The 20,739-nt window shown below is 68.9% G+C and carries 17 protein-coding genes; 10 read left to right on the top strand and 7 right to left on the bottom strand.

The window, feature by feature from the left end:
* Positions 1-16 precede the first annotated feature (16 nt).
* The 3 genes from pcaB (at position 17) to mhpT (ending at position 3,628) form a co-directional block, all read left to right on the top strand.
* Positions 17-1,165: a 3-carboxy-cis,cis-muconate cycloisomerase gene (gene pcaB, locus G3M57_RS10665; RefSeq protein WP_163230417.1), complete on the top strand. Its 1,149-nt coding sequence runs from the start codon at positions 17-19 to the stop codon at positions 1,163-1,165.
* Positions 1,165-2,346, top strand: coding sequence for a bifunctional 3-oxoadipate enol-lactonase/4-carboxymuconolactone decarboxylase PcaDC (pcaDC, locus tag G3M57_RS10660; protein ID WP_163230415.1), 1,182 nt, complete (start codon positions 1,165-1,167; stop codon positions 2,344-2,346). The genes pcaB and pcaDC overlap by 1 nt, the downstream gene beginning before the upstream one ends.
* Positions 2,347-2,410: 64 nt before the next feature.
* The gene (gene mhpT, locus G3M57_RS10655; RefSeq protein WP_163230413.1) at positions 2,411-3,628 is read left to right on the top strand and encodes a 3-(3-hydroxy-phenyl)propionate transporter MhpT; all 1,218 of its coding nucleotides are present in this window, start codon (positions 2,411-2,413) and stop codon (positions 3,626-3,628) included.
* Positions 3,629-3,661: 33 nt separating this feature from the next.
* Here mhpT and G3M57_RS10650 read toward each other — a convergent pair whose 3' ends face one another.
* Entirely contained in the window at positions 3,662-4,123 is a 462-nt protein-coding gene (locus G3M57_RS10650) for a MarR family winged helix-turn-helix transcriptional regulator (RefSeq protein ID WP_056760132.1), read from the bottom strand.
* 240 nt (positions 4,124-4,363) lie between these two features.
* Between G3M57_RS10650 and G3M57_RS10645 the strand changes: the two genes are divergently transcribed.
* From G3M57_RS10645 to G3M57_RS10630, 4 genes are all read left to right on the top strand, one after another.
* Positions 4,364-6,664 (top strand): TonB-dependent receptor, encoded by a 2,301-nt coding sequence (locus tag G3M57_RS10645; RefSeq protein ID WP_163230411.1) that lies wholly within the window; start codon positions 4,364-4,366, stop codon positions 6,662-6,664.
* A 213-nt stretch (positions 6,665-6,877) separates the two neighbouring features.
* The gene (locus tag G3M57_RS10640; protein WP_163230409.1) at positions 6,878-7,777 is read left to right on the top strand and encodes an SDR family oxidoreductase; all 900 of its coding nucleotides are present in this window, start codon (positions 6,878-6,880) and stop codon (positions 7,775-7,777) included.
* A 266-nt stretch (positions 7,778-8,043) separates the two neighbouring features.
* Positions 8,044-8,259 (top strand): hypothetical protein, encoded by a 216-nt coding sequence (locus tag G3M57_RS10635; protein WP_163230407.1) that lies wholly within the window; start codon positions 8,044-8,046, stop codon positions 8,257-8,259.
* 150 nt (positions 8,260-8,409) lie between these two features.
* Positions 8,410-9,321, top strand: a complete 912-nt coding sequence (locus G3M57_RS10630; RefSeq protein WP_163230405.1) for a methyltransferase — start codon at positions 8,410-8,412, stop codon at positions 9,319-9,321.
* Here G3M57_RS10630 and G3M57_RS10625 read toward each other — a convergent pair.
* From G3M57_RS10625 to G3M57_RS10610, 4 genes are all read right to left on the bottom strand, one after another.
* On the bottom strand, positions 9,254-9,718 hold the full coding sequence (locus G3M57_RS10625) for an alcohol dehydrogenase catalytic domain-containing protein (protein ID WP_230983781.1): 465 nt from the start codon (positions 9,716-9,718) through the stop codon (positions 9,254-9,256). The genes G3M57_RS10630 and G3M57_RS10625 overlap by 68 nt on opposite strands.
* Positions 9,715-10,074, bottom strand: a complete 360-nt coding sequence (locus G3M57_RS10620) for a hypothetical protein (RefSeq protein WP_163230403.1) — start codon at positions 10,072-10,074, stop codon at positions 9,715-9,717. Before G3M57_RS10620 ends, G3M57_RS10625 begins: the two co-directional genes overlap by 4 nt.
* A gap of 312 nt (positions 10,075-10,386) precedes the next feature.
* Complete coding sequence (locus tag G3M57_RS10615; RefSeq protein WP_163230401.1) at positions 10,387-10,962, bottom strand: YbhB/YbcL family Raf kinase inhibitor-like protein; 576 nt, start codon at positions 10,960-10,962, stop codon at positions 10,387-10,389.
* 528 nt (positions 10,963-11,490) lie between these two features.
* On the bottom strand, positions 11,491-13,029 hold the full coding sequence (locus G3M57_RS10610; RefSeq protein WP_163230399.1) for an FAD-dependent monooxygenase: 1,539 nt from the start codon (positions 13,027-13,029) through the stop codon (positions 11,491-11,493).
* 442 nt (positions 13,030-13,471) lie between these two features.
* Here G3M57_RS10610 and G3M57_RS10605 point away from each other — a divergent pair, with 442 nt between their 5' ends.
* Positions 13,472-14,896, top strand: coding sequence for an amidase (locus tag G3M57_RS10605; protein WP_163230397.1), 1,425 nt, complete (start codon positions 13,472-13,474; stop codon positions 14,894-14,896).
* 10 nt (positions 14,897-14,906) lie between these two features.
* Here G3M57_RS10605 and G3M57_RS10600 read toward each other — a convergent pair whose 3' ends face one another.
* Positions 14,907-15,782 carry a LysR family transcriptional regulator gene (locus G3M57_RS10600; protein WP_056760107.1) on the bottom strand — a complete coding sequence of 292 codons (876 nt, stop codon included), beginning with the start codon at positions 15,780-15,782 and terminating at the stop codon, positions 14,907-14,909.
* Between the two features lie 91 nt (positions 15,783-15,873).
* On the opposite strand from G3M57_RS10600, the gene G3M57_RS10595 reads away from it, so the two are divergent.
* A complete protein-coding gene (locus tag G3M57_RS10595) occupies positions 15,874-17,370 on the top strand; it encodes a CoA-acylating methylmalonate-semialdehyde dehydrogenase (protein ID WP_163230395.1) in 1,497 nt (498 codons plus the stop codon).
* Positions 17,371-17,427: 57 nt separating this feature from the next.
* Positions 17,428-18,324, top strand: coding sequence for a 3-hydroxyisobutyrate dehydrogenase (mmsB, locus tag G3M57_RS10590; protein ID WP_163230393.1), 897 nt, complete (start codon positions 17,428-17,430; stop codon positions 18,322-18,324).
* Between the two features lie 114 nt (positions 18,325-18,438).
* On the opposite strand, the gene G3M57_RS10585 is transcribed toward mmsB, so the two are convergent.
* A complete protein-coding gene (locus G3M57_RS10585; RefSeq protein ID WP_163230391.1) occupies positions 18,439-20,730 on the bottom strand; it encodes a family 20 glycosylhydrolase in 2,292 nt (763 codons plus the stop codon).
* Between the last annotated feature and the right edge of the window lie 9 nt (positions 20,731-20,739).

Raw genomic sequence — 20,739 nt, 5'->3', positions numbered from 1 at the left:
AAAGGGAGTCGCCGTCTTGAGCTGCCTGCTGCGCGACCGTCCGGCCTCGACGCTCGAAATGCTGACCGCGTTCGGCGACGAGGCCCTGCTGCGGGCGGCCCTGGCGTTCGAGGCCATGCTGGCCCGAGCCCAGGCGGAGGCAGGCTTGATCTCGAGCGTCGCGGCCGAGACGATCACGGCCGCCTGCGCCGAGCTTCCGGACGTCGACAGCCTGGCCGAGGCGGCGGCCCACGCCGGAACCCTGGCGATCCCGTTGGTCGCGCTGATCCGCGAACGGATCGCGGATCCCGAAGTCGCCAAGCTGGTCCACAAGGGTGCGACCAGCCAGGATCTGGCCGACACGGCCTTGATGCTGCAGGCCAAGGTCGGCGCCGCCTTGGTGGTCCGAGACGCCCGACGTCTCGCCGACGCCTTGGCGGTCCTTGCCGAGCGGCATGCGGCTACGCCCATGCTGGGCCGAACGCTGCTACAGGCCGCCCAGCCCATCACCTTCGGCCTCAAGGTCGCCGGCTGGCTGCAGGGCGTGGCCGGCGCCTTGGCCCGCTTCGAGCGGGAGACCGCCGCCATCCAGCTGCAACTGGGCGGGGCGACAGGCTCGCTGGCCGGCCTGGACGGTCTAGCCCAGGACGTCACCGAACGCCTGGCCGCCCTGCTTGGCCTGCCCGCGGCCGAAACGCCATGGCACGCCCGCCGCGAAGGCCTGGCGGGCCTGGCCTCCAGCCTCGCCATCCTGACCGGCGCGGTCGGCAAGATCGCCGGCGATATCACGCTGCTGGCCCAGACCGAGGTCTCCGAGGCCTTCGAACCCAAGGTCGCCGGACGCGGCGGCTCCTCGGCCATGGCCCACAAGCGTAATCCCACCGGCTGCCAGGTCGCGCTCTCGGCCGCGATTCGCGCGCCGCATCTGGCTGCGACCATCGTGGCCGCCCTGCCCCAGCAGCACGAGCGCGGGCTGGGCGGTTGGCAGGCCGAGGGCCCCGTTCTGGCCGAGCTGTTTGAACTGACCCACGGCGCCGTGGCGGCGATGGCCGTCGTCGTCGAGGGTCTGGACATCGATACGGACCGCATGGCCGCCAATCTGACGGCGGCGCGGATTGGCGCCGACACGGGCGAGTCCGTGGCCCTGGTCAGCCGGACCCTCACCGCCTACCGAAAGGACCGCTGATGCCCTTCGCCCTCTCGCAAGGCGCCCGGATCTACTGGCGGGCAGACGGCGCGGCCGACAAGCCCGTCCTGGTGCTGCTGAACTCGATCGGCTGCGACCTCTCGCTATACGACCTGGTCGTGCCGATGCTGACGCCCGACTTCCGCGTCCTGCGCATCGACACCCGCGGCCACGGCGCCTCGGACGCGCCGGCCGGCGACTACAGCCTCGACCTCCTGGCCGACGACGTTCTGGCGGTGATGGACGCTGCGGGCGCGGCCAAGGCGTCGATCTGCGGCACCTCGCTGGGCGCGATGATCGCCATGGCGCTCGCGCCGAAGGCCCCTGAACGGGTCGAGGCCCTGGTGCTGGCCTGCACCTCGCCGGCGATGGATCCCTCGACCTGGGACCAGCGCCTGGCCCTGATCCGCGCCGAGGGGCTCTCCGCCATCGTCGAGGCGGTGATGGGCCGCTTCTTCTCCGACGCTTTCCGCGCCAAGCATCCTGAGGTGGTCGAAACCGTCCGCACGGGCATGCTGGCCCAGAACCCCGATGGCTATTGCGGTTGCGGGGCGGCGATCCGGGACATGGCCCTGCTGGAGGCCCTGCCAGCCATCTCCGCGCCGACCCTGGTTCTCACCGGAGCCAAGGACATGGCGACACCGTTCGAAGGCCATGCCGAACGGATCGTCTCAGCCATCCCGGGCGCCCGTCACGCCGTGGTCGAGGGCGCCCACCTGCCCAGCCTGGAGGCTCCGGCCGCCCTTGCCGGCGCGGTGCGCGGCTTCCTGGCCGAGGTTCTCCACGGAACCGCCGTTCGCGACGCCAAGGACGTCCTGTTCGAAGCGGGCCTGGTCACGCGGCGCAAGGTGCTGGGCGACGCCTGGGTCGACAAGTCGTTGGCCAAGCGCACGGCGTTCACCGCCGACTACCAGGCGATGATCACCCGCTACGCCTGGAACGAGATCTGGAGCCGCCCGGGCTTGGACCATCGTACGCGCCGCCTGCTGGTGCTGGCGATCTGCGCCAGTCTGGCCCGTTGGGAAGAGTTCCGCCTCCACGTCCGCGCCGGCCTGGAACAGGGCGGCTTCACCGAGGACGAGCTGAAGGAGGTGCTGATGCAGATCGCCATCTATGCCGGCGTGCCCGCCGCCAACACCGCCTTCACCGAAGCGGCCGAGGTGATAGCCAAGCTCGGCTGATCTGAACGAACACCAACCCGATCGGACCGCAGAGTTCGACGTCGAGGAAACACCAGGAGACCCGATGACCATTGGCGAACAATCCGCGTCCCGGGCCAAAGGCGGCCTCGTCGCCGTCGCGGTCTGCTGCCTTCTGGCGCTGTTCGAGGGGTTCGACCTCCAGGCCGCCGGCGTCGCCGCGCCGCGCCTGGCCCCCGACCTCCACCTGAAACCCGAGGATCTCGGCTGGTTCTTCAGCATCAGCACCTTCGGCCTGATGGCGGGCGCCGCGATCGGCGGGCGGCTGTCCGACCGTTTTGGCCGAAAGGCCACGCTGCTGGTGTCGGTGGCGGCGTTCGGCATACTGTCGATCGCCACGGGCCTGGCTCATGACCTGAACAGCTTGTTGCTGGCGCGTTTCCTGACCGGGGTGGGCCTGGGCGGCGCCCTGCCCAACCTGATCGCCATCGTGGCCGAAAGCGTTTCACCCAAGCTGCGTGGACGCGCCGTCGGCTTCCTCTATGCGGGCATGCCCTGCGGCGGCGCCATGGCCAGCCTCGTGAGCCTGGCCGGGGCGCATCCCTCGGACTGGCGCATGATCTTCTTCGTCGGCGGCGTCGGACCGCTGCTGGCCCTGCTGCTGGCCTTGGCCCTGCTGCCCAATTCTCCCAAGGCCCAGGTCGCCACCGTCGGCGACCAGAAGTCGGGCTTCGTCGAGGCCCTCACCGGCGACGGCCGAGGCCTCACCACCCTGCTCCTGTGGATCGCATTCTTCCTGGCCCTGCTGATCATGTACCTGCTGCTCAGCTGGCTGCCGTCCCTGCTGATCGGGCGAGGCCTGAGCCGCCCCGACGCCGGGCTCATCCAGATGGCGTTCAACCTGGCGGGCGCGGCCGGCAGCGTCGCCACGGGCTGGCTGATGGATCACCGCCGCTGGCGCACGCTGACGATCCTGGGCGCGTTCGGCGCATCGGCCGCGGCGGTGACGGTGGCGGCCGGCGCGCCGGCCTCGCTGGCGGTGTTCCTCGTGGTCGGTGCGGCGTTGGGCGCCACCGTGTCGGGCGTGCAGTCGGTAGTCTATGGCCTGGCGCCGGGCTTCTATCCCGCCCGCCTGCGCGGCACGGGCGTGGGCGCGGGCGTGGTCATGGGGCGGCTCGGCTCGGCCGCCGGCCCCCTGCTGGCCGCCGCTCTGATCGGAGCCGGCGGATCCTCCAACCAGGTGCTGCTGGCGCTGGTGCCGGTCATCGCCGCGGGCGGCCTGGTCAGCCTCTGGTTGGCAACCCGTCCCCGTTCGGACGACTGACCCCTCCACGGTCCACGCGCCCTCGACGCGAAATCAGAGGGCGGCGATCCGCTCCAGAGCCGCCAGCATCTGCGCCTTGTCGACGTCGCCGAGGGCGTCGAGGACTTTGCGGTCGTGCTGGGCGTGCGCGATCTTGGCCTCCTGCAGCAGCGCCTCGCCCTCTTTCGTCAGGGACAGGGCGTAGGCGCGGCGGTCACCCTGCACCGGCCCCCGCCGCACCAGCCCACGGGCCTCGAGCTGGTCGATTATGGTCACCAGGTTGGGACGCTGGATACGCAGCACTTCGCCGATGGCGCGCTGCTGCAGGCCGGGCGTGGCTTCGATGACCAGCAGGACGGAAAGATCGGTGACGCGCAGGTCGAACGGTTTCAGCGCGGCCAGCAGATCCTTGAAGACCGCAACCTGAGCCAGGCGCAGCAGGAATCCGACCGTGGTCTCCAGGCCGCCCAGCGAGACGGACTCGATGGTTTCCTTGCGCCCGCTCGCCTCGATCATCCGGCTCTTTCCTGTCATTTCCATCCTCGTACCACGCCGCGCGGATTCGCGGCGGCGACGCCAGCCGCCGCCAGTGGCCATCGCGCAACAGCGTTCTTCGAATGGACGCCAGCCTGCTCATCAACGATTGTATGCGGCATACAATCATGATCTGAAATAGTTAGTACTCATAACAAAATGCGCGTGCCGGCGGACACCTCGGGATCCGTCGGGAAAAATCGACGTATGAGGAGGAAACTGATGCCCAGGAATAAGAAGACTTCCGGCTGCCTGCGCGCCGGAGGGTTGCTGATCTGCGCCGCCGCCGGGGTCCAGGCGGTCGCGTCGCCCGCCTTCGCCCAGAACGCCGCCCAGGCCGAAACGCCCGCCGTCCAGATCGAGGAAGTGGTCGTCACCGCCCGCCGGCGCGAGGAGCGGCTGCAGGACACCCCCGTGGCCGTCACCGCCCTCGCCGGCGAGGCGCTGGAAAGCCGGGGCGTCGAGAGCGTCGACCAGATCGCCAAGTTCGCCCCCAGCATCCGTTTCGACGGCGCGGCGGCGCTGAGCGGCGGCAACTACAACGCCACCGTCTTCATCCGGGGCGTGGGCCAGAACGACTTCGCCATCTTCAGCGACCCCGGCGTGGGGGTCTATGTCGACGGCGTCTACTATGCCCGCTCGATCGGCGGCACGCTGGACGCCTTCGACGTCAGCCGCATCGAGGTGCTGCGCGGCCCGCAGGGCACGCTGTTTGGCAAGAACACCATCGGCGGCGCGGTTATCATCACCACCGATCAGCCGAAGGACGAGTTCGGCGGCAAGATCGAGGGCGTGACGGGCAGCTACGACCGACTGGACGTCAAGGGTCACGTGGATATCCCGCTCGGTGAGAAGGTCGCGGTTCGGCTGTCGGCGGCCCGGCTGACCCGCGACGGCTATGGCAAGCGCCTGCTGACCGGCGACGACCTGGGCGACCGCAACGCCACCGCCGCCCGCGCCCAGCTGCGCTGGGAAGCCTCCGACGCGGTGACCGTCAGCCTGTCGGCCGACTATACGCGAGCGCGTGAACACTCCGCGCCGCAGAAACTGCTGGTGATCGGCGCCGTCCCCGGCTTCGCGGTCGGGCCGTTCATGGCCAACTTCAACACCTATGTCGCGCCCGGCCTGGGGATCACCGCGCCGAACGGGGCCAGGACGCTGAACACGTCGTTCCTGACCAACAGCCCGTTCACGACCTACGGCACGGGCCCCAACATCAACGATCTGGACCTGTGGGGCGGCTCGGCGACGGTGGACTGGAACCTGGGCGAGATCAGCTTCAAGAGCATCACGGCCGTGCGCGGCCTGAAAGCGACCTTCGCCCGCGATGGCGACAACACGCCCTTCACGTTCCGTGAAACGTTCAATCACGACGTCCAAGCCCAATACAGCCAGGAATTCCAGCTCAGCGGCCTGTCGTTCGGCGAGCGCCTGACCTGGGTGACCGGGGCCTACGTGTTCCAGGAGCGCGGCACCGATTCAGGCTACGCCAAGCTGGCGCTCGGCCTGGCGCCGGGAGCGTCGCCGCCCCCCTACAGCCCGTCGGCGGCGGTCTACACCAAGGTGACCAGCACCACCTACGCGCTGTTCGCCCAAGGCAGCCTGAGCCTGACCGATCGCCTCAGCGCCACGGTCGGCGCCCGCTATAACCGGGACGAGAAGGATTACGTGCTCGACCACCGCCGCATCCGCGACGGCGGCGTGATCGCTCAGGTCAGGCCAGGCGGATCCTGGAACTCGTTCACCCCCAAGGTCGGCCTGGAGTTCAAGGCCACGCCTGACGTGCTGCTCTACGCCTCGGTCGGCAAGGGCTTCAAGAGCGGCGGCTTCAACGCCCGGCCGCTCAACGACGCCAGCGAGGTCACCGAGTACCAACCCGAGACCCTGCTGACCTACGAGGCGGGCGCCAAGACCGCCTGGCTGGACCGCCGCCTGATCCTCAACGTCGCCGGCTATTTCAGCGACTACCAGGACATCCAGGTCACGGTGAACCAGACGCCGCGCAACTTCGTGGCCAACGCCGCGGCGGGCGAGGTCAAGGGCGTCGAGGTCGAACTGCAGGCCAAGCCGACCGCCAACTGGAGCTTCAATTTCGGCGGCGGCTACATGGACGCCAAATATACCGAGGTCGGCTCCGGCCTGGCGGCGGGGCAGGTGCTGCCGATCACCCTGGCCACCCACTTCGTCAAGGCGCCCAAGTGGACGCTGAACGGCGGCGTCGAATACGGCCGCGAACTGCCGGGGGGCGGTCGCGTGACGGCGCGGGTCGACTGGACCCGCTACAGCACCGTCTACAACGACGTGGCCAACGATCCGGACCTGACCCAGCCGGGCTACGACCTGTTCGGCGCACGGCTGGCCTACGCCTCGCCCGACAGGGTCTGGCAGGCGGCGCTGTTCGGCACGAACCTGTCGGACGAGCGCTACATGGTGTCGGGCAACGCTTCGAGCGGCTTTGGCCTGAAGGAGGCCAGCTTCGGCCGCCCCCGTGAATGGGGTCTCAGCTTGAGCCGCAAGTTCTGATCCTCGTCCAAGTCTTGCGCTCGCGGGCAAGCTGCTGGCGACCCCGGGCGGGATGATCCCCGCCCGGGTTCGCCGAAGGCGTTGGCCTCCCGGTTTCCCCGCCGAGGCCAGGCCGCCGGCGAGACCGACGGACTCGCAGCCCTTTCACGATCCGGCGGAACAGCGCGTCGGCGACGTCGTTTGGAAGGTGTCCCAAGAGACCGGAGCCCCCCGATGACACAGGACGATCGCCTGCGCATGCAGGATCCGCGCGCGCAATACCCCAAGCCGCCCTTCCCGCCCCAACCGCAGCCGGCGCCGGGCCTGGCGGCGAAGATGCATCCTCAGCCCGACCATGGTGAGGAAAGCTATCGCGGCAGCGGAAAACTCATCGGTCGCAAGGCGCTGATCACCGGGGCGGATTCCGGGATCGGACGGGCCGCGGCCATCGCCTATGCACGCGAGGGCGCCGACGTCGCCATCGGCTACCTGCCCAGCGAAGAGAGCGATGCGCGCGAGGTGATCGCCCTGATCGAGGCCGCGGGGCGCAAGGCGATCGCTCTGCCTGGCGACATCAAGGACGAGGCCTTCTGCAAGGACCTGGTCGCCAAGGCGGTCGAGGAATTGGGCGGGCTCGACATCCTGGTCAACAACGCCGGCAAGCAGGTCAGCCGTCCCGACATCGAGGTGATCGACAGCGACCAGTTCGACCAGACCCTGAAGACCAACCTCTATGCGCTGTTCTGGATCACCCAGGCGGCCAAGCCGCACCTGCGGCCGGGCGCGGCGGTGATCAACACCGCCTCGGTGCAAGCCTACGAGCCGTCCGACACGCTGCTCGACTACGCCACCACCAAGGCCGGCATCGTGGCCTTCACCAAGGCCTTGGCCAAGCAGCTGATCAAACAGGGCGTGCGGGCCAATGTCGTCGCACCGGGGCCGTTCTGGACGGCGCTGCAGCCGAGCGGCGGTCAGACCCAGGAAAAGGTCCAGCATTTTGGCGAGCAGTCCCAGTTCGGGCGTCCGGGTCAGCCGGTGGAGATCGCCCCCGTCTACGTGCTGCTGGCCTCGCAGGAGGCCAGCTACATCACCGGCGAGGTCTACGGCGTCACCGGCGGGGCCGGCATCGCCTGATCGTCGCACTCGCAAACGCAGGCCCTTGCACGGCTCGTTCCCGACAGGGCGCGACGCTCGCCATCATCAAGGCTCAAGGGCGGCTGGAGGCAGAAACCTCTTGTCGCCCTTATGATCCTGCCCCCCTGACGGTAGCGCCGGCCGCGCCCGACGCCATCGCGACCTATGTCGGCGACGTCCGATTAGTAACGTTTGTTAGTCGCCGCAACCGATTGGACTTTCCAGTCTTTCCCCAACGCCCCGTTTTCGATTGGAGGCTCGTTCGGGTGACTGACCTGTTCTACACCTACGTCGCGCGAAGTCGCAGCGACGCGGCGACCTTCCTCGATATCGGTGAAGCCGACGCCTGCCCGGATCCGACCGCCCACGCCCTTGAGCTGCTGGAGGACCACCCCTCGTGTGATCACGTGGAAATCTGGGTCGGCGAGGCCTGCGTCGCGGTTCTCTCCAGGCAAGGCCAAACGCACGTCACGGAAGCCTAGAACCCGCCGCGTGTGCGCGGATCGCCACCGGAAACGCTGCGGCCTCGCGATCGGCTTCTTGGCGAGCCTCCAAGCGGCAACAAGCAAAAGCGAAAAGACGATCGGCCGGTTCGGCGTTTGACACGTTTCTTCTGGCCGATGCGGATAGTCATGCCTCAAGACCTCAACGCTTTGACCGACCTTCTCCACGCGCTTTCGGCGCGCAACTATGCGTTCGTCTCCCCAAACCGCTCGACCGCCCGGCGCATGTTCGAACGTCTGGATGAGCGGCCAGCCGATCTGCGCGACATCTTCGGCTGGAACCGGCCTTTCGAGATCGCCGCTCTCGATCCGGAACTCTTGGCGATCCTTCGGCGTATCGACGGCCTCGTGCAAGACGATCTCGGATGGCGGTGCACGGTTCGCGTTTCGACGGTGCACGGTGGTCTTTTTGTGCACTCGGCCTTTCCGGCCGACGGCGTCGACGCTGTCTTCCTGGGGCCCGACACCTACAGGTTTGCAGACCTGATCGCCCGGGAACGTCCAACCGGCGGCTTACGGACGATCCTTGACGTGGGAACCGGCGCCGGCGCTGGCGGGCTCATCGCGGCGCGGCAGTCGCCCGCGGCCCGGGTCATCCTCAGCGACGTCAATCCACGAGCCCTTCGCCTGGCGCGCGCCAACGCCGCCTTCGCCGGAATTCCCGTCGAGACGCCGCTTGCCTCCGGCCTCGACGCCGCGCCGCCCGCCGTCGACCTGATCGTCTGCAATCCGCCATACATCGCCGGGGCGTCGGGGCGCGCCTACAAGGACGGCGGCGACCTGCACGGCGCGCGCCTGTCCCTGGATTGGGCGACGGCCGGCATGGAGCGGCTCTCTCCGGGCGGGCGACTGATCCTGTACACCGGCAGCGCCATCCTGCGCGGTGGAGTCGATGTCTTGCACGAACGCCTGGAAACGGCGGTCGAAGCGCGAGGCTGCTCTATGCGCTATGCTGAACTGGATCCCGACGTCTTCAGCTCGGAACTCCGCCGCCCCGCCTGCGCATGTACTCCGCCTGCCCGCCAGCATAGCCGCCGGTGATGTGGGAGTAGCCGAACAGCCCGGCGGTGGTGTCGCCGAAGAAGGCCTTGGCCAGGTCGGCGTTGCGGTTGGTGACCTGGCAAACCGAATAGTTGCCCGCCCGGCACTGCTCGCACTCGCCGCAGATCATCTGGAACGGCACCACCACTCGGTCGCCGACCTTGAGCCCCTTGGCCCGGGCCTCGGCGCCGACCTCGACCACCTCGCCCATCGGCTCGTGGCCCATCACGTCGCCAACGCACATGGTCGGCACGAAGCCGTTCATCAGGTGCAGGTCCGAGCCGCAGATGCAGGTCGAGGTGACGCGGACGATCGCGTCCTTCGGATCCTGGATGATCGGGTCGGGCACCTCCTCGCAGCGGAGGTCCTTCTTGCCTTGCCAGCAGATCGCCTTCATGGCCGTGCTCCCTCGCAGTTGCGCTTGACGCTCGACATGCGGACAGCGGCGACGACGTCCAGCGCCGTCACGGCCAACACCACGCCGAGGGCCAGCCTGGCGTTGGCGCGCTTTGGATTGTCGCGCCGGTTCAACGATCGCAGCAGGACGATGTCGAACAGGTCGCCGGCGACCCGCGCCCACAGCACCGAAGCCTTGGTCGGGTCGGAAAACAGCGCCATGCCCGTCGCCATCTCGCGCGCCCCGAACAGGGCCTGCGTCACCTGCGGCGAGCTCTTCAGCCCCAGGAAGCGATTGACGCCCTTGGGGGCCAGCAGGCCCCACAGGCCCAGACCGATGGCGTTCTGCCCCAGCATGAAGGAAACCTGGGGCGTGACGGCGGACGCGGTCGGTGGCCACGGTCAGGGTCTTGCCGCCCGGCAGGCGGAAGGTCTTGGAAGGCGTCGCCGCGTCCAGCGCCGCTTCCCGGCCGGGCGTCCAGCCGCGATCTTCGCCAGCGACACGGCCTGAGTCCGCGGTCTTCTTGGGACGCGGAACAAACGAGGTGGGTTCCTGGATCGACACGGCCAACTCCTGAACAACGGTGGATCAAAAGCCCCTCACGCTCGTCTCCCGTTCCGGCAGGCAACATTTGTTGAAGCCGCCGTGCACGGTCACAGGGACAGCGTTCAGGGCCGCTCGTAGGTACCAAGGAGCAGACCCTTGGCCAGCACTCGCCCCTCCATGCCGGCCAGCACCCGCGACCGGCCGGGATGGCCGTCGAAGTTCAGTCGCTCGGCCAGGGCGAAAATCTGGAACACATAGAGGTGGGGGCCGTGTCCCCGGGGCGGATCGGGCGGCAGCCAGGCGGCCCGGAGATAGGCGTTCCGCCCCAGAACCTCGTCCAATCCCCCATGGTCCGGACTCGCGAACTGGCCCTCGGGCAAGGTCCGCAGCGTCGGCGGAAGGTCCCAGGCCAGCAGGTGGACCAGGGGCTCCGGGCTGGGCGCATCGGGGTCCTCGACCAGCAGGACCAAGGCCTTGCTGGTCGGTGGCGGAGCGCTCCACGACAAGGGCGGCGACAGTCCCTCGCCATCGGCGGTGTGGCGCGGCGGGATCGAGCCACCATCTTCGAAAGCGGGACTTTCCAGCGCGATGACGTCTTCGATCCCGGACAGGGCCGGCGTCTCGCTGGCGATCGTCTCGAAGCCAGCGCGAACACCTCGAAGGGCATGGCCCAGGCCACGTGGAATCTTCTCAAGCATTTATCGACCTCCGGCGCCGATCTTCCGGATCAGACCAACCGCCCCGCGAGCGATCGGTTCGCGCGAACGCCAATTGACGTTCAGGTCGTGGGCCTCAGGTTCCGCTGAGCCGCCAGGGCGCCTTGCGGGCGCGTCACACGCTTGCGTCATCAACGTCAGGCCTCCCGCCGCCCGGTCCCGCAGTTGCGCGTCGTCCCTAAAGTCCCGCGTGACGCCCGGTTCCGGTCATGCGCCGCAAAGCGGCCCCGGCGTCGGGGACGCCAGGGCCTTTGCCCCGCGGAAGTTTGGGACGAGGCTCGCAGGCCATCGCTTCGGCGGTGCGTAAGACTAGTGCGGATGCGTTGCTGAGGTTGCATTTCACGCCGGGCGGCCAGCCGGAGACTATCAAATGTTGGCGCGCGGGACGGCGTCACTCTCCTTTAGCGGGCAACGAGAGGTCGATGGCCGAGCCGGCACGAGGGCGGCCGTGAGCCCGCTCGCCGCGGCTTGGTCGGGGACGGAGCGCTCGTCGACGCGCTAGGTCCTCGCTCACGGTTCACCGATCCAGCGCGAAGCCGCCCGTGACAGACCTCCATCATCGCCGGCGGTTTCGCTGGCCCAGGCGACGACGCCATCTGGACGGACGAACACGGCGCCTAGGCCCAGCCGATCCGCGAGCTCGCCGGCGACATAGGACATCCGCCCTGGCCAGCGGCGCGCGACCGACCGAAGCGGTGCGCCGGGAGCGAAGTCGAGCAGCAGGGCCTTCCCGTCGCGTAGGCGGTCGCTCGTCCTCGGGCCCTCCAAGAAAGCGAACTCGGGCACGCTCCGACCAACCAGCGGATGGTCCCCGCCGAGATCGTAGCGCAACGACGTATTCCAGACCTTCTCGGCGAAGTAGGTGGCGCCGTCGCGGGTGGCGATGAGGTCGCGGATGATGGTTTCTAGCGCACGGGTGCTCGGGGTCGGCCGCATCAGCGCCACCTGGGCGCGCGACCAATCCAGGATGCGGGCGCCCTCTGGGTGGCGTTCGGCGCCATAGCTGTCGAGCAGCCCAACGGGCGCCTCGCCGCAGATAACGGCGGCGAGCTTCCAGCCCAGGTTCATGGCGTCGCCGAGGCCGAGGTTCAGCCCCTGCCCGCCGAGCGGCGAATGGATGTGCGCAGCGTCGCCCGCCAGCAACACGCGCGCCCGGCGGTATTGCGTCGCCTGGAAGGCCCGGTCGGTCCAGGTCGTCGCCAGCTTAAGGGCGGTCAGGGTCACGTCCACGCCCGAGACCCGGCGTAGCACCGCCTGCACATGGTCAGGCGTGAGCGGCTGGGTGCGATGAGCGGCGCCGCCGTCGAAATCGACCATCGCGATCACCCCAGGCCTCGCATAGGTGTACATCCCCGTCGCGGTGTAGGTTCGCCCGGGGGCGAGCGCGTCTGGATCGGCCAGTTCGACCTCGACCGAATAGCCGGTGAACTCGGGGCCCGTGCCGGCGAAGACGAAGCCGCCGGCCTTGCGCACCAGGCTGCGGCCGCCGTCGCATCCGACCAGCCATCGGCCATGCAAGCACTCGCCCCCGGCTTGGACAGCGACTCCCTCGTCCGACTGGTCGAAGCTCTCGACTTCCAGGCCGCGCCGGATCTCGGCGCCCATGGTGGTCGCCCGCTCGGCGAGGACCGTTTCGAGAGCGTGCATGTCAACGGCCAGGGTGAGGCCCGCCGGGCTCGGCAGTCGATACCGCCAACGCGCGGTGTCGATATCCTCGTGGAAGAACTGGATGCCTGCGAAATGGCCCGCGGGGCGGCGGGGCGCCTGCATCCAGTGCGACGCGGCCTTGGCGGCGCCGGAGGACGCGTTGACGCGTTGTGCGGCTTCAATCGCGGTCAGGAGGTCGCGGCGATCGAGGGCTTCGAGCGTCGGCGCGGACAGGCCGCGCATGCCGAACGGCAGCCCCTTCAGCGGAGACCGCGGATCCGCAGCCCGTTCGAGGACCACCACGGAAATCCCGGCAAGTCTGAGCTCGCAGGCGAGGAAGAGCCCAACCGGGCCGGCGCCGGCGACAATGACGTCATGGGTGGAGGGATGATGGATAGGCATGGACGCTCCTTGGTCGAAGATGTTCGACCGGAGCGTTCCTCAAGCTTGAGACCGCGCGGACGAACGACGGGCGCTCGCCAGAGCGTCCAGGGTTCGCCGTGGGGATCCCAGGCTCGAAGCCAAAGACCAGAGCTTTCGTTACCGAAAGGATTTGGGCTGACCAGACCAAATCTGCCTTTTCCGACGCCGGTTACATAGCGGGGCGGCTGTCGCGCTTCAATCAGTCCTATCGAGAAATCCGCTAAGCTCCACAAATGGATGTCGGGGGGTTCAGCGAACGGGCGGCGTTCGCATCGACGCGACCCGTTCAGGACGACCAAGCTTTGGCTGGACGAACGGTCGTCCGACACCCGGCCATGGTCGAGCCCTGGATCTTCAAGAAGGGACGGAACGGCGGGGCAGCCTCTAGCGAAGCCGCCCGCGAGCGTCTTAGTCTGGATCCATGAACGAACTTCCCGACCTGACCGCAACGGACCTTTCCCGGCTATACGCCGCCGGAGACCTTTCGCCAGTCGAGGTGACGTCGGCGGTGCTGGCGCGGATCGAGGCCTGGGAGCCGCACCTCGCCGCGACCTGGGCGCTGGACGCCGAGGCTGCGCTTGAGGCGGCCCGCGCCTCCGAAACCCGCTGGCGAAGCGGCGAGGCGCTAAGCCCTCTGGACGGCGCGCCCGCCACGATCAAGGAATTGATCGCCACGCGGGGCGTACCCAAGCCGCTGGGCTCGGCCGCCTGCGACCTTGTCCCCGAACCCGTCGACGCCCCACCGGCCGCCCGGCTGCGCGAGGCCGGCGCGGTGATCCTGGCCAAGACAACCAATCCCGACTTCGGCATGCTGTCGTCGGGGCTGTCGAGCTTCCACAAACTCGCTCGCAATCCCTGGAACCTGGCCAAGACCCCCGGCGGCTCCAGCGCGGGCGCCGGATCGGCGGCGGCGGCCGGCTACGGGCCTCTCCACCTGGGCACCGACATCGGGGGCTCGATCCGCCTGCCGGCCGGCTGGTGCGGGATCTATGGCTTCAAGCCCAGCAACGGCCGCATCCCGATCGATCCACCCTATATCGGCCGCTGCGCCGGGCCGATGACCCGCACGGTCGAGGACGCGGCCCTGGCCATGACCGTGCTGTCCGCCCCCGATCGGCGGGACTATATGAGCCTGCCGCCGGCGAGCCTCGCCTGGCGCGACCTCGACATAGACCTGAGGGGCCTGCGCATCGGCTTGATGCTGGACGCCGGCGTCGGCTCGCCGGTCGAGCCGGAAGTCGCCGAAGCCGTGACCGCAGCCGCTCAAGCCTTCGAGGCGGCCGGCGCGATTGTCGAGCCGTTCGGACCTTACCTGACGCGCGAAATGCTGGACGGCCTGGATCTCTTCTGGCGCACCCGCTCGCTGAACGACCTGGACGCCCTGGGCCCAGAACGGGCCGAGCGCGCCCTGCCCTACATCCTGGCTTGGGCGAGAGCCGCTCGCGGCGCCGACGGCCTGTCGGCCTATCGCGGATTCAACCAGATCCAGCGGATGCGCGAGGCCGGCGCCAAGGCTTTCCAGCCGTTCGACTTCGTGCTCTCGCCGACCGCGCCGGCGTCCGCCTTCGACGCGCATCTGCCCTCGCCCACCAACGATCCGGCCCGGCCGTTCGAGCACATCGGCTTCACCGTGGCCTTCAACATGACCGAACAGCCGGCGGCGTCGATCAACTGCGGCTACACCGCCGAGGGCCTGCCGATCGGGCTGCAGATCGTCGGCCGGCGGTTCGACGACCTGGGCGTGCTGCGCCTGTCGCGCGCCTGGGAACGGCTTCGCCCGATCCAGCGGCCTTGGCCAGCCGCACCGTTCAACCATGGTGGAGCGCCCGCGAATTCCAGTTCGTGACGCAAAGCCGTCAGAAGGGACAAAGCTCCCGGCCGCGAACGGCGGCGAGGTCCTGCAGCCAGGCCCGGACGGCTCGCACTCGGGCGGTGGCGGCCACCTCGCGCAGGGTGCTGACCCAGAAGCGGCGCTGCAGCAGGACGCGCGGCGCCACCCGCACCAGCCCTTCGGCCAGGAAGCACGGCAGGACGCCGACCCCGCCGCCGGCCAGGATGATCTCGCGCTGAGCCCGGATCGACGAACTCGACAGCGCCGCCTCGAGGCCGGGCGCCACCTGGTCGAGATAGCGCAGTTCCGGCGAATAGAGCAGGTCATCGACATAGCCGACGATCTGGCAGCGCCGCAGATCCTCGGCCTCGTCCAGCGGCCCCATCTCCGCCAGATATTGAGGCGTGGTGAAAACAGCCAGCTGATAGTCCGTCAGGCGTTCGACCAGCAGGCGGCTATCGGTGGGGGCGCTCAGGGTGACGGCCAGATCCACCTCGCGCCGCGTCGGCGACAGGAACCCGGCATTGGCCGCCAGTTCGATCCGCAGCGTGGGGCGCGTGCGGCGGAAGGCCGGCAAGGCCGGGGCCAGGACGTGCGCGCCGAACCCTTCGGCGACACTGATGCGCACCGCGCCTCCGGCGGCTTCAGGATCGCCGGACCGGGCGGCGGCATGCATGGCGGTTTCGGCCTGCAGCCCCGCCTCGAGCAGCCGTGAGCCGGCGCTGGTCAACTGCAGCCCCGCCGCCGAGCGGACAAACAGCGTCGCCTTCAGGGCGGTCTCCAGCCTCGCCACGCGCCGACTGACGGTGGCGGTGTCAACGCCCGTTCTCTGAGCGGCCGCGTTGAACGAGCCGGCCCTCGCCGCAGCCAAGAAGTAGCGAAGATCGTCCCAATCGAACATGGCTGTGAAAATTTGCCCAAGCCCTTTGCATAATCGCAATAGCCATCTTGCATATATCGGAGATAGTGCGGCCCAACAATCGGAGAGCGCTGTGCGGACCATCGGCCATTTCGTGAACGGACAAGTCCTCGAAGGCGCCTCCGGCCGCTTCGGCGACGTCTTCAATCCCAATACCGGCGAGGTCCAGGCCCGGGTGGCGCTGGCGACCGACGCCGAACTGGACGCCGCCGTCCAGGCGGCCGCAAAAGCGCAGATCGGCTGGGCCGCCACCAATCCGCAGCGCCGCGCCCGGGTGATGTTCGAGTTCAAGCGCCTGATCGAGCGCGACATGAACGCCCTGGCCGAACTCCTGTCGTCCGAGCACGGCAAGGTCATCGCCGACAGCAAGGGCGACATCCAGCGCGGTCTCGAAGTCATCGAGTTCGCCTGTGGCATCCCCCATGTGATGAAGGGCGAATACACCGAGGGCGCCGGCCCGGGCATCGACGTCTATTCGATGCGCCAGCCGCTGGGCGTCTGCGCGGGCATCACCCCGTTCAACTTCCCGGCCATGATCCCGATGTGGATGTTCGGCGTCGCCATCGCCGTGGGCAACAGCTTCATCCTCAAGCCGTCGGAAAAGGACCCGACGGTGCCGGTCAAGCTGGCCGAGCTGATGATGGAGGCCGGGGCTCCGGCGGGCGTGCTGAACGTGGTCCACGGCGACAAGAGCGCCGTCGACGCCATCCTGACCCACCCGCTGATCCGCGCCGTCAGCTTCGTCGGCAGCTCCGACATCGCCCATTATGTCTACCAGACGGGCGCGGCCCACGGAAAACGCGTCCAAGCCATGGGCGGGGCCAAGAACCACGGCATCGTCCTGCCCGACGCCGACCTGGACCAGGTGGTCAAGGACCTCTCGGGCGCGGCCTTCGGCTCGGCCGGCGAGCGCTGCATGGCGCTGCCGGTGGTGGTCCCGGTCGGCAAGAAGACTGCGGACGAATTGCGCGAGCGGATGGTCGCCGAGATCGAGACCCTGAAGGTCGGCATCTCCACCGACCCGGGCGTCCACTACGGCCCGGTGGTCAGCGCCGCGCACCGGGCCAAGATCGCCGACTACATCCAGGTCGGCGTCGACGAAGGCGCCGAACTGGTGGTCGATGGCCGTGACTTCGCCCTGCAAGGCTTCGAGAAGGGTTTCTTCATCGGCCCGTCGCTGTTCGACGGCGTCAAGAAGGGCATGAAGACCTACCAGGAGGAGATCTTCGGCCCTGTCCTGCAGATCGTCCGCGCCGAGAGCTTCGAGGAGGCCCTGGCGCTGCCGTCCGAGCACCAGTACGGAAACGGCGTGGCCATCTTCACCCGCAACGGCCGGGCGGCGCGTGAGTTCGCCAGCCGGGTCAATGTCGGCATGGTGGGCATCAACGTGCCGATCCCGGTGCCGGTGGCCTACCACACCTTCGGCGGCTGGAAGCGCAGCGCGTTCGGCGACACCAACCAGCACGGCGTCGAGGGCGTGAAGTTCTACACGAAGGTCAAGACGATCACCGCCCGCTGGCCCGAGGGCGACCACGAAGGCGACGCCTTCGTCATTCCGACCATGCAATAGGCTCGGTGCGCCGCCCCTCCCGGCGGTTAGGACGCCGCTGCAACCAGGACTTCAAGCATGACCCGCATCGCCTTCATCGGCCTGGGCAACATGGGCGGCGGCATGGCCGCCAACCAGGCCAAGGCCCAGCATCATGTCCGCGCCTTCGACCTGTCGGCGGCGGCGCTGGACAAGGCCGCGGCGGCCGGCTGCCATCCGGCGGGCTCGGTGGCCGAGGCGGTCGCGGACGCCGAGGTGGTGATCACCATGCTGCCGGCCGGACCGCACGTGCGCGGCGTCTATGGCGAGCAGGTGCTGGCCCATGCGCCCAAGTCGGCCCTGTTGATCGACTGCTCGACCATCGACGTCGACAGCGCCCGAGCGGTGGCCGGCCAGGCGAAGGCCGCCGGCTTCCGCTTCGCCGACGCCCCGGTGTCGGGCGGGGTCATGGCCGCCGAGGCCGGGACCCTGGCCTTCATGGTCGGCTGCGACGCCGATGACTTCGCAGCGGTCGAGGCGGCCCTGGCCCCGATGGCGCGGGTGACGATCCACGCCGGCGACCACGGGGCGGGCCAGGCGGCCAAGATCTGCAACAACATGCTGCTGGGCGTGTCGATGCTGGGAACCTGCGAGGCCTTCGCCCTGGCCGAGAAGCTGGGCCTGGCCGCCGACCGGTTCTTCGAGATCGCCAGCAAGTCGTCGGGCCAGTGCTGGTCGGTGTCGACCTATTGCCCGGTCCCGGGCGTGGGTCCCGCCACCCCGGCGGACCGCAACTACGAGGGCGGCTTCGCCACGGCGATGATGCTCAAGGACCTCAAGCTGGCCCAGGAGGCCGCCGCGCGGGCCGGGGCCTCGACCCCGATGGGCGCCCAGGCCGAGGCCCTCTACGCCCTGTTCGACGCCAACGGCTTTGGCGGAAAGGATTTCTCGGCCGTGCTGCAGATGCTCCGCGGACGGCTGGCTGAGCTGAGCTGAGGCTGAGACAAACCTTTCCCGTCTCCGACGGCCTCCATCGCCTGCGCCCATCGGAACCCACGACGCGCTTCGTTTGCCTTGCGACCTCGTCTGGTCGCGCAAGACACGGCCAGCTCAGCGAGTCGCGTTCGGTGCGATTCGGACACTGTACAAGGCCCACATCGGCTCGATCGCGCGGCTGGCGAAGGTAAAGCAAAGGTCGCCGACGCCTCGTCCCGGAACATCGACCTGAAGTTCGGTCAGGGCGCTGTTGCGTGCGGCTTCCGTCAGCGGGACCGTCGCCAAGCGCGGGCCCTTGCAGCCGAACCGCACCTCCAACTCGCCCTCCGGCCGCGACGCCGGCCGCACCGGCAGCGGATCGAGCTTGTTGCCCAGCTGGAAATTGAACGGCAGCTGGCCGACCTTGACGGTCAGCCTGGCGCCGTTGGTCAGGTCGACGTTCTTCCAGATCCAGCACGGGTTGAGGATGTCGAGCATGAACGTGCCGCGCTCGCCCATCGCGTTGGCGCCATCGTCCTCCAGGTTCAGAAGCAGGCTTTCGGTGCAGCGCGCCAGTTGTTGCGAGCGGCGGGTCAGAGCGGTTTCGGGCGTCACCGCCCACGCGCGTGTCCGACCCAGCGGATACTGATCCAGGAAGGTCCGCGCCTTCAGCTCGACGCCGGGCTTCAGCGCCAGCGGCGCCTTGTAGGCGGGCGAGACCGGCGTCGGCTCGCCGCCGTCGGTGGTGTAGCGCACCTGGCCGATCTGCAGGCCCGTGTCGAGCTGGGCGCCGATCGTTTCGCCCGGCGTGGTGAAGGCGGCCTGCGGTTCGAACGGCACGGAGTCATGGGTCAGGCCCAGATCGCTCAGGCGGCCCAGGGTCGCGGGCAGGCGATCGACGAAGCGGTCCCAGCTCTGGTTCGAGCCCGGCGTCCAGGCGTTCTCCGCCAGAGCCGCCAGGCGCGGGAACAGCATGGTGACGGCGCGCTCGTCGGTCCGGATGTGCTCGCTGAACAGCGTGGCCTCCACGCCCAGCACGTGCTTGTGCTGCTCGGGCGTCAGCTCGGACGGCTCGGCGTCAAAAGTGTAGACGGTTTTCAGGGTCGAAAGCTTGCCCCGACCCGGCGGTTCGTCGGGCGAGGTGCTCTGGCGATGGTCGAAATAGAGCACCGGCCCCGGCGCCAACACCGTGTCATGGCCCTGCTTGGCGGCCGCGACGGCGCCTTCCAGCCCGCGCCAGGACATGACCGTGGCGTTTGGGGCCAAGCCTCCCTCCAGGATCTCGTCCCAGCCGATCAGACGCCGCCCCTTGGCGTTCAGGTGCTTCTCGATGCGCTGGATGAAGTAGCTCTGCAGCGCGTGCTCATCGGGCAGGCCCAGGGCCTTGATCTTGGCCTGGATGGCGGGGCTGGCTTCCCACTGGGTCTTCAAGGCCTCGTCACCGCCGACGTGGATATAGGGCGACGGGAAGATCGCCATCACCTCGTCGAGCACGTCCTCCAGGAAGGCGAAGGTGGCGTCGTCGACGTTGAAGATGTCGGGATAAACACCCCAGTCGGCCATCACCTTCTCGGCGGCGGGACGCGTGCCCAGCGCAGGATAGCTGGAGATCGCCGCCTGGGCGTGGCCGGGCATCTCGATCTCCGGCACGACGGTGATGTTGCGGGCGGCGGCGTAGGCGACGATCTCGCGCGCCTGGTCCTGGGTGTAGACGCCGCCATAGCGCACCGCCTGGCCCGAAGTGGTAAGGCCCGCCGCGCCGGCCGGCTGCCGCCAGGCGCCATGCTCGGTCAGCTTCGGATACTTCTTGATCTCCAACCGCCAGCCCTGATCGTCGGTCAGATGCCAGTGCAACGTATTTAGCTTCAGACTGGCCATGCCATCGATGATCCGCTTGATCACCTCGGGGCTGCGGTAGTGGCGAGCGGTATCCAGCATCAAGCCGCGCCAGGCGAAGCGCGGCGCGTCATCGATGCGGACGGCTTGGACGCGCAGCGGCGCGCCGCCCCTGGACGGAGCCGCCAGTTGCCACAGAGACACCGCGCCATAGAAGAGGCCTGCCCTGTCCTTGGCGCGGATCTCGGCCCGGTGGGACGAGACGTCCAGTGCGTAGCCTTCCCCCTCCGGCCCGCCGCGTGTCAGGACCACCCCGCCCGTCGCCGGGGTCGCGGCGCCCTCCTTGACCACCAGGCGCACGCCGCGCGTGACGGCTATTGTGTCGACCAGCCACTGAGCCGCCAACCGCGCCTCGGCGTCGCCTGGAGCGATCCAGACGGCGTCGCCCGCTCCGAGCCTCAGCACGCCCTTCTGCGGCGTCAGCCGGGCCGGCGCCGGGGTCACCGCAAAGGCCTGCGCAGCCAGGGCGGGGGCCGGCAGGACGACGGCGGCGGCCACGATCGCGGCGGCGGAACGGAGGATGCTGGACATGGGGTCTCC

This window comes from Caulobacter rhizosphaerae (assembly GCF_010977555.1).
GTDB classification, from domain to species: domain Bacteria; phylum Pseudomonadota; class Alphaproteobacteria; order Caulobacterales; family Caulobacteraceae; genus Caulobacter; species Caulobacter rhizosphaerae.
Note: the sequence above shows the minus strand (reverse complement) of the source record. Positions and strands in the feature narration are given on the sequence as shown.